We start from the raw sequence: 11,977 nt of genomic DNA on the forward strand, positions 1-11,977 counted from the left end.
GCTTCAACTTCTGCTTCAGCTGCAAGCAGCTCTGCAATCTCTGCTTCTGCTTCTGCAAGTGCCGCAGATAGTTCTGCTAGAAAAGTTGAGAAAACAGTTAATGAACTTGGATTAGATCCTGCTCGCGGTGAAAATGCGACTAAATTTGGCAAAGGGTCGGTTGCTGATGGCAAAAATAGCTCAGCCTTTGGCCATAAAGCATCTGCAACGGGTGAAAATAGTTCTGCGATCGGTGAGGACTCTAAAGCGAGTGCGAAAAATGCAAGTGCATTCGGCCAAGCTTCAAAAGCAGATCATGAAAATGCAACCGCAGTAGGTCAAAATGCTCAAGCAACCTCAATTGGTGCGACAGCAATTGGTCAGAATGCTCAAGCAAATCATGAAAATTCAGTTGCATTGGGTAATAATTCAGTAACTGATCGCCCTAATACTGTATCAGTAGGTAGTCCAGGTAATGAGCGTATTATTAGCAACGTGAAAGCCGGTGTACGTGACACAGATGCAACAAATGTCGGTCAGGTAAAAGAGATGATTTCTTCTTCAGAAGGACGTACAAGCCAAAAACTTCATCGAGTAGATCGTAATTACCGAGCTGGGGTTGCCGGTGCAGCAGCGATTGCAAGTATCCCTCAAGCAACTAAACCGGGTGGTAGAGTATTAGGTTTAGGTGTAGGTAATCATCGTGGTGAAAGTGCGGTTGCAGTAGGCTATTCAAGAGCAAGCGATAGCAACAAAGTTATCCTGAAACTTGGCGCAACGGTTGACTCTCGCGGTCATTACACTACAAGTGCAGGTATTGGATATCAATGGTAATATGTAATAATATCTAGCATTTAATGTAAAATCTCACTTGCGTCTTATGGCGTAAGTGAGATTCGAATTTTTATTATTTAAGGATCAAAAATGTCTAAAAAACCTAAAACTAAAAAATATAAAATTGGTATTACTTTTAATTTGGAAAGTAAAATTGCCGATATTTGGGCTAACGGTGCTAATCAAAACATTATTTTCTTATTTAATTTATTTAAAGCTTCAAAAATTGTAAAAGATGTTGTACTTGTCTCTTGGGGACCTGAGAAAAAAAATACACCACCTAAAGGCTTTATGCTTGATGGATTAGATCTTAAATTTGCTTATATTGAGGACGTAATTGATGATTTAGATGTACTCATTGAGGGAACGCTTTCTATTGAACAGCAATATATGGAAAGAATGCACCAGCATAATGGAAAAGTAGTCTGCTATAAAATGGGACCTGACTATATTATGGATATCGAATATTTTATTTTCGATAAACAACCGGGCAGAATATTTAACGGTACAAAATTTGATGCAAACTGGATTATTCCACAAAATATGAACACTTGTGAATCTTACTGCTCTATTATGAATAGATGTAATTCTTATCAAGTACCGGCTATTTGGGAACCGCTATTCTGTGACAAAGTTATTAAACGTTTAAAAGATGAACATAATATTGAATTCGGCTATAAACCAGATCCGAATAAAAAGAAAAAACGAATTTCTTCCTTTGAACCTAATATCTTTATCTTTAAAAACTGCTTTACCCCAGTTCTAATTGTGGAACAAGCCTATCGTACTTCTCCGGAAAATATTGAACATTATTACTTATGTAATACTTATGAAAAAAGAGAACATCCTACCTTCTTTAATTTTATTGGTAGAACAGAAATTGTAAAAGATAAAATTTTAACTGTAGAAGGACGTTATCAAATGCCGGATTTCCTCTCACGTTATGTTGACATTGTATTGAGTCACCAATGGGAGAATGGTTTAAACTATGCTTATAATGATGCACTTTATGGCGGCTACCCATTTATTCATAATTCAAAATTATTACCAAAAGGCATAGGATATTATTACGATCAATTTGATGCCTTTGAAGGTGCCAAAGTACTATTAAATGTAATTGAAAACCACGATAAAAATCATGAAGAATATGTTAAACGCGCAAATGATTACTTAGATTCTTTAAACCCTACAAACCCTATAAATCTTCATATTTATGAAAGGGAATTAAAGCGTTTATTTGAGGAATAATATTCATCTGTAACCTATGAACGCTTTACTTATTTTTTCCTAAAAATAAAATTAAAATATTTACAAACAGTAAGAACATCTTCACATCCTAATTCTTAACTGTTTGTAAATACGAAAGGATAAATGATGTTAAAAATAAAACAACCGAAACAACTAGTATTAACAGCAATTGATGATGATAATAACATTTGGTATGAACAACTCATTCCTTTTTTATTAACCCTACAACAAACAAACTACCAAGGTGATATTGGTATTATTGAATATGGCCTTTCAGATTCAAAAATTGAAGTATTAAAACAAAATGGCTATAAAGTCTTTCCGGCAACCAATCAATATCCTCTTATTTTAATAGATCGACAAATTTCTGCAGCAAATATCGCGAAAAAATATAAATATGATCAAATTGCGTTATTAGATTGCGATATTTGGTTTCCCCAAAAATATTTTTCTTACTTTGAAGTAATAACTAATCCAACAGATCTTTTCTGTACTTATGATATTTGGAAATGTTCCTTTTTATTTGATTGCCTTGGTAAATCAAATAAAGAACAAATCAGTGAACAAATCAATCAAGTTGCAGAACAAAATGGCTATGTTTGGCAAGCTGGTGCAATTGTCGCTACTCAACAGGCTTGGAGTAGTTATGCTAGCCATGTCACCTCTTTAATCAACAATAATCCTCAATCTTTTTTGATGGTTTATGGAGTTGATTCAACTGTGTTAAATCTTTATGCCGCACAAACACAGCAAATCAGCTATCTACCTTTGCGTTATAACTGCCCTCCTGCATGGGGAATTAGACAAAATAATGATGGATATGGCATTTACTTTAGCATTGAAAACGAACCGGTTGAGGGACTGCATGTAACGAGAGCACATCGAAAAGGTGGCGAATATTCTTGGCATCAATTATTTCCCGATCAATACCAACAACTCGGCAAGAAATTACGTATAAAGCCCTACACAGAATACCGTATTATCAATGAAAGCATTACCCATATTTGCCGAGAAAATATCCAACCAACTAGTGAACTCTTATTGAAAGAGGCTTTTACTGACGGAGTAATGAATGTCGATAAATTATTAAATAATGATTTACAAATTACCGTGTCTGGTTGCTCACGTTTAGTTTTTCAAAATCAATCTGAAAAAGAAGTGAAGTTATGTTTTCATTGTACCCCACCTTTGGATTTCTCACCTTGCAGTAGAATTTATTTCAAAACGGAGGGAAACTTAAATTCTTTCCCTACAAATAGAAATCTCTTTATTACATTTCAGGCAGGACAAATTATAGAATTTATCACCGATGAACTTGATGTAGAAAGTAAAAGAATCAGCTGGGTATTCCACAACACTAAACTATACTAGGGATAACCTATAAATTAAAAAACACAGGATAATCATCTACCCTTTTCTACCTTTATAAAAGGGCGAAGAGGAGCAAAACCGCCTATAACTATTTACTTATCAAATACACAAGATCTATAAAACTAATTCTATTCCAAATAAAAATCAGGTAATATGCGCGCGAATTTCAACCCCTTATATGGAGTAAATGAGATATGGCAATGAATAATATTCTTGGATTATTTGCCCACTCACCCTTAAAACCGTTGCAGAAACACTCTGACAAAGTGACCGAATGCTGCGATCTCTTAATTCCCTTTTTTGAAAAAACCTTCTCAAAAGATTGGGAAAATGCAGAAAATCTTCGTTTAGACATTTCTCAACGCGAACGTGAAGCAGATACACTCAAGCGTGAAATTCGTTTGAAATTACCCCGCGGTTTATTCTTACCTATCGATCGTACCGATTTATTGGAATTGGTTACCCAGCAGGACAAACTTGCCAACTTTGCCAAAGACATTGCAGGGAGAATAATTGGTCGTCAATTTGGTATCCCAGAAGAAATGCAAGAAGAATTTTTGAGCTATGTTCGACGTAGTCTGGATTCAACCCATCAAGCCCATTTAGTAATTGAGGAAATGGATAAATTACTCGAAACCGGCTTCAAAGGTCGAGCATTAAGATTAGTGAACAATATGATCAAAGAGCTTGATACCATTGAAGACGAGACAGATCAAACACAAATAAAGCTACGCAAAACGCTTTATACCATCGAAAGTCGCTATAATCCAATCGACGTGATGTTCTTATATGAAATTATTGAATGGGTCGGTGTGCTTGCCGACCAAGCACAACGTGTCGGCTCGCGCATTGAGTTAATGTTAGCTCGTTCATAAAAATAAACAAACATAGGAAAAACACGATGGAAATTATTCATCAATATGGTTCTTGGCTGGTGTTGATTACGGCCGTATTTGGTTTTTTTATGGCATTTGGTATTGGGGCAAATGATGTCTCCAACTCTATGGGAACATCGGTCGGTTCAGGCACAATCACGGCAAAACAGGCGATCCTTATTGCACTTGTTTTTGAATCGGCAGGGGCTTATCTTGCCGGCGGAGAGGTAACGGAAACCATCAAAAGTGGTGTGATTGATCCAATGCAGTTTGTGGATACGCCGGATGTATTGGCATTAGGGATGCTTTCCACCCTTTTTGCTTCCGGTGTATGGTTATTTATTGCCACCAAAATGGGCTGGCCGGTTTCCGGTACGCACACGATCATCGGTGCTATTATTGGCTTTGCCTGTGTCACCATTGGGCCGGGTGCGGTCGATTGGTCAAATATTGGTAGTATTGTAGGAAGTTGGTTTGTGACGCCGGTGATAGCCGGTATTTTGGCTTATGCGATTTTTGCTAGCACGCAAAAACTGATTTTCGACACGGATCAACCACTAAAAAATGCACAAAAATTCGGCCCTTATTATATGGGCGTTACCGTTTTTGTGCTCTGTATTGTAACGATGACAAAAGGCTTGAAACACGTAGGATTAAATCTTTCTTCCGGTCAAACCCTGAGTATTTCCTTTGTCATCAGCTTTTTAGGGATTATTTTCTGTTATTTTTACTTTCGCAGTAAAGCCTTTGCCGAATCCGCCGCAAAAGGCACCTTTGGTACGGTGGAAAAAATCTTTAGTATCCTTATGCTGTTAACGGCTTGTGCAATGGCTTTTGCACACGGTTCTAATGATGTTGCCAATGCTATTGGGCCACTTTCTGCAGTCGTCTCTATTGTTGAGGGGGGCGGCAAAATCGTTGCCGGTTCAACCCTTGCTTGGTGGATTTTACCGCTTGGTGCATTAGGGATTGCGGTCGGTTTAATCACAATGGGACAAAAAGTAATGGCGACAGTGGGATCGGGTATTACCGATTTAACCCCAAGTCGTGGATTTGCCGCACAATTTGCAACCGCAATGACGGTAGTTGTTGCTTCCGGCACGGGCTTGCCTATCTCCACAACCCAAACCTTAGTGGGGGCAATTTTGGGGATCGGTTTTGCGCGTGGTATCGCCGCATTAAATTTAACGGTGATCCGCAATATCATCAGTTCGTGGGTGGTGACACTACCGGCTGGGGCATTCTTTGCTATCGTCATTTTTTACATTTTACGGGTAATTTTTAGTTAATAAAAGTGCGGTTGAATTGAGTATAGTTTTGCAATAATGGCAAAATATCAACAAATTTGACCGCACTTTTTTTATGAAAAAAAGTCTGTTAATACAACGTATATTTACAGCATCAAGGGAGAATTATGTCAAAACTGACCAAACTTTTACTTTCTACTGTTTTACTCAGTTCAGCGGTAAATTCGGCGTATGCGGAAACGCAATATGTAACGGAAAATCTCAACACTTACCTTCGCCGTGGGGCGGGAGATCAATTCAAAATTGCCGGTGCAATTCAATCCGGTGAACAAGTGAATGTATTAGATAGACAGGGTAAATACAGTCTTATCCGTGATAGTAAAAATCGTGAGGCATGGATTTTAACTTCCGAACTAACCACCACCCCAAGCAGTAAATTAGAAAATCCCAAATTAAAAGCACAAATTCAGGAATTAACGCTAAAACTGAATCATTTAGACAGCGATTGGCAGCAACGCACTGTGGAAATGCAACGCCGCACAAAACAGTCGGAGCAACAAAGCAGTGAATTGCTTGAACAAAATTCACAATTGAAACGTGAATTGGATATCACCAAAAATAAAAACCGTGATTTGGAAGCAATGCTTGATGCGGGCAAACGTGAAATTGCTATCCAGTGGTTTATTTACGGCGGCTCGGTACTTGGCATTGGATTATTACTTGGTTTAATCATTCCGCATATTTTACCAAGACGCAAACGCCGTGATGGTTGGCGCTAACAATCAACGCCGGGCATTTCGTTCGGCGTTCTATTTTAGGGAGAAATAATGGAAATTTACTTAGTTGGCGGTGCCGTGCGCGATCAATTATTGGGATTGCCTGTCAAAGATCGGGATTGGGTGGTCGTAGGGGCAACCCCTGAAAGATTGTTATCGCAAGGTTATCAACAAGTCGGCAAGGATTTTCCTGTTTTCCTCAATCCTAACACAAAGGAAGAATATGCCTTGGCTCGCACAGAGCGTAAATCAGGAAGTGGCTATACCGGATTTATTTGCGATTTTTCAACAGAAATTACCTTAGCACAAGATCTCATTCGCCGTGATCTCACCATTAATGCAATGGCGATGGATGAGTTGGGCAATCTGCACGATCCCTATCAAGGCAAAAAGGATTTGAAACAGCGGATTTTACGCCATATTTCCCCTGCTTTTGCAGAAGATCCGCTACGGGTTTTACGTGTTGCACGTTTTGCCGCACGTTTTCATCATCTGGGTTTTCACATTGCCCCTGAAACGATTTCCTTAATGCAGAACCTCACTCAAAGTGGGGAGCTTTCCCATTTAACGGCAGAACGTGTTTGGCTGGAAACGGAAAAAGCCCTTAACGAAAAACACCCTGAAATTTACTTTGAAGTATTACGCAATATTGGTGCGTTAAAGGTACTTTTCCCTGAATTGGATGCACTTTATGGTGTGCCGAATCCGCCACAGCATCATCCTGAAATTGATTCCTTTGTGCATACAATGTTGGTATTACAACAAGCGGTTAAACTGACGCAAAATGAGCCAAAACTTAATCAAAGTGCGGTGCGTTTTGCCGCAGTTTGTCACGATCTTGGCAAAGCATTGACGCCAAAAGACATCCTTCCTCATCATTATGGACACGAACAAGCCGGCATTAAGCCTACCCGCACAATGTGTAAACGTTTTAAAGTGCCGACTTATTATCAGGAACTTGCGGAACTGACTTGTGAATATCACACCCATATTCACAAAGCTTTTGAACTTCGCCCCGAAACCATAATGAAATTATTTAATCGTTTTGATGTTTGGCGCAAACCGCAACGCTTTCAAGAATTTCTTCTTGTTTGCCTTGCCGACACGCGAGGCAGAATCGGATTTGAAAAGCGGGAATATCCGCAAATTGACTACATTAATGCCTTATTAATGGCGGCAAATCGGGTGAATGTTCAACAGGTAATTGCTGACGGATTTGAAAAAGAGGGGATTCGGGACGAACTTAACCGCCGCCGTACCCAAGCTGTCAGAGAAGTGAAAAAAGCCTATCAAAACCTTTAAACTCAGGCTTTACTAAGCCCCCTTAACCCCTTAAAATAACCGCCAATTTTTTGGCGTAAAATAAATTATGAAATCATTAAAATTTTTAACCGCACTTTTGATCACAGCCGTTCTTACCGCTTGTACATTGGATGCAGAACGCCCAACCAATGTGCAATATCTTGAAAAAAACGATACCGTTTGGCAGCAACATTTGCAAAAAATCGAACAAATTCAACAATATCGAACCAAAGGACAAATTGGTTACATCAGCCCAAAAGAGCGCTTTTCCAGCCGTTTTGAGTGGCAATATCAGCATTCCAAATCCTATACACTAAAACTTTATTCGTTAATCAGCCAATCTACCTTACTCATTGAAATGCACCCACAAGGAATGACCATTTCCGACAATAACGGTAATCGTCAATCGGCACGCAATGCCAAATTGTTGCTGCAGGAAATGATTGGAATGGATGTGCCGTTAGAACATCTTGCTTATTGGTTAAAAGGACAGCCGGTGGGATCGGATTATAAAGTGGGGCTTAATCATTTTCTTGGGGCATTCAATTATTCTCTTGACGGCTCGATTTGGACGGCAGATTATTTAAGCTATCACGAAGAAAATGCAATGCCGGAAAATATCTTGTTAAAAAATAAAACCACTTCACAAACCTTAAAAATCCGTATAGATGAGTGGGCGTTCTAATGAAAACACATCAATTTTCAACCGCACTTTCATCACAACTTGGAAAGCCAAACCGCTTTCCAAGCCCTGCAAAACTCAATTTATTCCTTTATATCAATGGCAAATTGCCGAATGGTTATCACGAACTTCAAACCCTTTTTCAATTTTTAGATTTTGGCGATTGGCTTGAAATTAATGTTCGGGAGCAAGACAATCAAATTCTGATTACCCCCGAAATTCCAAATCTTAAAACTTCAGATAATTTAATTTACCGTGCCGCAAAATTGTTGCAAGAAAAAGCAAATATTAAAAAAGGGGCGACCATTCATTTAGAGAAGATCCTGCCAATGGGCGGCGGAGTAGGGGGAGGATCGTCCAATGCCGCGACAACACTGGTTGCGCTTAATCATCTTTGGAAAGCAGAATTATCCCTGAATGAATTGGCTGAAATCGGCTTAACGCTTGGGGCGGATGTGCCTATTTTCATACACGGACACGCCGCTTTTGCAGAGGGCGTGGGCGAAAAAATTTCGTATTGTGAACCTGCCGAAAAATGGTTTGTGGTACTAAAACCGGAAACTTCGATTTCAACTGCGGCTATTTTTACCGATCCCAATTTGCCCCGTAATACGCCAAAACGTCATTTAAACGAACTGCTGAATTCTCCCTACCAAAACGACTGTGAAAAAGTTGTGTTAAATCACTATCCTGACGTTGAAAAAGCCCTGAACTGGTTGCTACAATACGCACCGGCAAGATTAACCGGAACCGGTGCTTGTGTATTTGCCGAATTCGATCATCAAGCCGATGCACAACGATGTTTTCAACAAAAACCACAAGAGTTATTCGGTTTTGTTGCAAAAGGACTCAATGTTTCACCGTTATATCAATGGCTGAAACAATATCATTTTTCTCATTCATCCATAATCTAACCTGAGGTCATAACAAAATGCCAGACATTAAACTCTTTGCGGGTAATGCGACACCTGAACTTGCAAAACGGATTTCCGAACGTTTATATATTTCCCTCGGTGATGCGACAGTCGGTCGTTTCAGCGATGGCGAAATTCAAGTTCAAATTAACGAAAACGTGCGTGGGGCAGACGTTTTTATCATTCAATCAACTTGTGCGCCGACTAATGATAACTTAATGGAATTGATCGTAATGGTAGATGCTTTACGCCGTGCATCAGCTGGTCGTATCACTGCAGTGATCCCTTATTTTGGTTATGCCCGCCAAGATCGCCGCCTGCGTTCCGCCCGTGTACCGATTACCGCAAAAGTGGTGGCAGATATGCTTTCTACCGTGGGTATCGATCGTGTATTAACCTGCGATTTACACGCCGAACAAATTCAAGGTTTCTTTGATGTACCGGTTGATAACGTATTCGGAACACCAGTATTAATTCACGATATTTTGAAAAAAGCCGATGTTGAAAACCCTATCGTGGTTTCACCTGATATCGGTGGTGTAGTGCGTGCGCGTGCCGTGGCAAAATTATTAAACGATACCGATATGGCAATTATCGACAAACGCCGTCCGCGTGCAAATGTGGCACAAATAATGCACATTATTGGCGATGTTGCCGACCGTGATTGTATTCTTGTGGATGATATGATCGACACCGGCGGCACCTTATGTAAAGCGGCAGAAGCCTTAAAAGAACGTGGTGCAAAACGCGTATTTGCTTATGCAACGCACGCCGTTTTTTCAGGGGCAGCAGCGAAAAATCTTTCAAGTGGTGCGATTGACGAAATCGTGGTGACCGATACTATTCCGCTTTCAGCCGAGATGAAAGCAATCGGTAAAGTACGTGTTCTCACCCTTTCTTCAATGCTTGCCGAAGCCATTCGCCGTATCAGTAATGAAGAATCTATTTCAGCAATGTTTAATTAATCATCTTAAAAGTGCGGTCAATTTTGATCGCATTTTTTCTATATAATATCTATGAATACACAAAATCAAATTTATGCTGTTGACGCATTTATTACAACCAACAAATTAAATAATGAAAAAGGTACTCTACTGATTTATGCGCCAAATACTGAATTTGCTCAAAATAAAATTCGTATTTATCAGCAAATACATCAAATGCAAATTAATTATAAGCTACAACCGCTTCTTTTAAATATTTACTTTCAACGGCATTGTGATGAACGCTTTATTGAACCAATAAAACTTCTAGCAACCCAACTCTCTGATGAAGATTACTTAACGGTCTTCTATCCGAATAATTATACCCAACAACATAAATCCACTGTACCTTGCCTAAATAAACTTCAAGAAAAGATAGATTTTTTTAGTAACTCACATTTTTTCGAAGTTAATTCGATTCCCAAGGCAATCATTCCCCTGTTGTGGCAAGAAAATAGCCGGTGCTACGCTTTAATAAATGCCGAAACAAGCTTTTGGTTTCCCAGATATTTTCTCAATGATAACGCACTAAAATCTGCTTGTCTTTATAAAGGAGAACAAGCCAAATTGAAGAAAAATATTGCCCCTTATCTTGTTCAACTTCCGTTAGAACATACATTTACACAACAATTATTTAGTATCGCAGCACCAAATAGAGAAGATACCTTTAATCATTGGAATAAAAATACAGGTGTATTCTTCCGCTCATCAGCACCTTTTGACAGAATTCTCGATCATTTCAGACGATTTGTCTTTATGCACACTTATGAAGAAAAATTAGTCTATTTTCGTTTCTATGATCCTCTAGTGCTGGAAGATTACTTTGATCGACTACTATATTATCCGGAAAAACTTGCGACTTTTTTTGGTGGTAATCTAATTGAAGCATTTTTAATTCCAAATAAAGAAAATTTTATTTATTATGAACCTGCTGTTGATTTATCCCAATATAAACAAGCAAAAAAACAACTTGATAAATTTGAAGTAGATGAAATAAGAGAGAACCATAATAAACAATTACTTTCTGATCTTATTGAAAATATGATCTCCAGCACACCTGAACTATTAAATCATTATGATAAAGAAATAATAAACAAAGCAGTTTTACATTCTTATGAAACATGTCAAAAAACAAAAATAGATCAGTCATTCAATGTAGGCTATCTTGCATTAATCAGTTTAGCATACGGCACGGTTTTTAATATTCTCGATCCCGAAGGCAAGATAAACCAAATTTTACTGTCTCAAAATAAGAATGAACAAGAAAAACTCTATGAGATTAATAAACGTGCGGATATCCTAGAACAACAAGGAATAATTAAAAATAAATTACGGGAAAACACCAATGCCTAATTTCCAAAACTTTATCGAACAATACCAATCCCGCTCCGAACCCATTAATACCGGAATGAATTCCTGTCGAATGACGCTGACGATTTGTCATCAAGATACCCTGCAACAGGATTTACCCAAGGGCATTCGTGTGCGGGTATATGATGAAAATGGTGGTGCTTATGAAGCAAAAATTGATGAATTTGGTAGAAGTGTTCATCACGGCGTGAAGTGTGGAATGATTTCTTGGCAATTAATGCGGGATTCCCCTCAATCGGCAGTTTATTCCCCTCAAGATGGTTATCAATTAACCGATGACGATGAAACAGCTCCCCTCTCTTTAAGCGATGGCTATGTGTTGATTGAAGCAAATGGCGAAAAGACAAAAGACCCACGCTATCAACTGGCAGACCCATTAAAGGTCTTTGCTTCCG

The 11,977-nt window shown here is 38.8% G+C and carries 11 protein-coding genes and 1 pseudogene; all 12 read left to right on the forward strand.

Features of this window, described 5'->3' with window-relative positions:
* Positions 1 to 813: YadA-like family protein (locus tag BKL49_RS07645; RefSeq protein WP_244151975.1), on the forward strand; the 813-nt coding region annotated here is incomplete at its 5' end.
* Positions 814 to 903: 90 nt separating this feature from the next.
* Complete coding sequence (locus BKL49_RS07650; RefSeq protein WP_077424167.1) at positions 904 to 2,061, forward strand: DUF2827 family protein; 1,158 nt, start codon at positions 904 to 906, stop codon at positions 2,059 to 2,061.
* A 123-nt stretch (positions 2,062 to 2,184) separates the two neighbouring features.
* Positions 2,185 to 3,432 (forward strand): hypothetical protein, encoded by a 1,248-nt coding sequence (locus BKL49_RS07655; RefSeq protein WP_143530831.1) that lies wholly within the window; start codon positions 2,185 to 2,187, stop codon positions 3,430 to 3,432.
* 194 nt (positions 3,433 to 3,626) lie between these two features.
* Positions 3,627 to 4,307 carry a TIGR00153 family protein gene (locus tag BKL49_RS07660; RefSeq protein ID WP_077424171.1) on the forward strand — a complete coding sequence of 227 codons (681 nt, stop codon included), beginning with the start codon at positions 3,627 to 3,629 and terminating at the stop codon, positions 4,305 to 4,307.
* 26 nt (positions 4,308 to 4,333) lie between these two features.
* Positions 4,334 to 5,596 (forward strand): inorganic phosphate transporter, encoded by a 1,263-nt coding sequence (locus BKL49_RS07665; RefSeq protein WP_077424173.1) that lies wholly within the window; start codon positions 4,334 to 4,336, stop codon positions 5,594 to 5,596.
* 125 nt (positions 5,597 to 5,721) lie between these two features.
* Positions 5,722 to 6,333 (forward strand): TIGR04211 family SH3 domain-containing protein, encoded by a 612-nt coding sequence (locus BKL49_RS07670; RefSeq protein ID WP_077424175.1) that lies wholly within the window; start codon positions 5,722 to 5,724, stop codon positions 6,331 to 6,333.
* A gap of 48 nt (positions 6,334 to 6,381) precedes the next feature.
* Positions 6,382 to 7,632 (forward strand): multifunctional CCA addition/repair protein, encoded by a 1,251-nt coding sequence (locus tag BKL49_RS07675; protein ID WP_077424177.1) that lies wholly within the window; start codon positions 6,382 to 6,384, stop codon positions 7,630 to 7,632.
* A 67-nt stretch (positions 7,633 to 7,699) separates the two neighbouring features.
* Entirely contained in the window at positions 7,700 to 8,317 is a 618-nt protein-coding gene (gene lolB, locus BKL49_RS07680; RefSeq protein ID WP_077424179.1) for a lipoprotein insertase outer membrane protein LolB, read from the forward strand.
* Positions 8,317 to 9,228, forward strand: a complete 912-nt coding sequence (ispE, locus tag BKL49_RS07685; protein WP_077424181.1) for a 4-(cytidine 5'-diphospho)-2-C-methyl-D-erythritol kinase — start codon at positions 8,317 to 8,319, stop codon at positions 9,226 to 9,228. Before lolB ends, ispE begins: the two co-directional genes overlap by 1 nt.
* A gap of 17 nt (positions 9,229 to 9,245) precedes the next feature.
* On the forward strand, positions 9,246 to 10,193 hold the full coding sequence (locus BKL49_RS07690; protein WP_077424183.1) for a ribose-phosphate pyrophosphokinase: 948 nt from the start codon (positions 9,246 to 9,248) through the stop codon (positions 10,191 to 10,193).
* 51 nt (positions 10,194 to 10,244) lie between these two features.
* Complete coding sequence (locus BKL49_RS07695) at positions 10,245 to 11,564, forward strand: DUF4123 domain-containing protein (RefSeq protein WP_077424185.1); 1,320 nt, start codon at positions 10,245 to 10,247, stop codon at positions 11,562 to 11,564.
* Positions 11,557 to 11,977 (forward strand): annotated as a pseudogene (locus tag BKL49_RS07700) (alpha/beta hydrolase); the annotation flags it as partial. The gene BKL49_RS07695 and the pseudogene BKL49_RS07700, both read left to right, overlap by 8 nt.

Origin of the sequence: Rodentibacter myodis (assembly GCF_001999305.1) — a bacterium.
Taxonomy (GTDB): Bacteria; Pseudomonadota; Gammaproteobacteria; order Enterobacterales; family Pasteurellaceae; genus Rodentibacter; species Rodentibacter myodis.

What these genes read in the sequence shown, in the direction of transcription:
- BKL49_RS07690 (WP_077424183.1), top strand. Translation starts at nt 9,246, where the DNA reads ATGCCAGACATTAAACTCTTTGCGGGTAATGCGACACCTGAACTTGCA.
- BKL49_RS07650 (WP_077424167.1), top strand. Translation starts at nt 904, where the DNA reads ATGTCTAAAAAACCTAAAACTAAAAAATATAAAATTGGTATTACTTTT.
- BKL49_RS07655 (WP_143530831.1), top strand. Translation starts at nt 2,185, where the DNA reads ATGATGTTAAAAATAAAACAACCGAAACAACTAGTATTAACAGCAATT.
- BKL49_RS07675 (WP_077424177.1), top strand. Translation starts at nt 6,382, where the DNA reads ATGGAAATTTACTTAGTTGGCGGTGCCGTGCGCGATCAATTATTGGGA.
- BKL49_RS07695 (WP_077424185.1), top strand. Translation starts at nt 10,245, where the DNA reads ATGAATACACAAAATCAAATTTATGCTGTTGACGCATTTATTACAACC.
- lolB (WP_077424179.1), top strand. Translation starts at nt 7,700, where the DNA reads ATGAAATCATTAAAATTTTTAACCGCACTTTTGATCACAGCCGTTCTT.
- BKL49_RS07660 (WP_077424171.1), top strand. Translation starts at nt 3,627, where the DNA reads ATGGCAATGAATAATATTCTTGGATTATTTGCCCACTCACCCTTAAAA.
- ispE (WP_077424181.1), top strand. Translation starts at nt 8,317, where the DNA reads ATGAAAACACATCAATTTTCAACCGCACTTTCATCACAACTTGGAAAG.
- BKL49_RS07665 (WP_077424173.1), top strand. Translation starts at nt 4,334, where the DNA reads ATGGAAATTATTCATCAATATGGTTCTTGGCTGGTGTTGATTACGGCC.
- BKL49_RS07670 (WP_077424175.1), top strand. Translation starts at nt 5,722, where the DNA reads ATGTCAAAACTGACCAAACTTTTACTTTCTACTGTTTTACTCAGTTCA.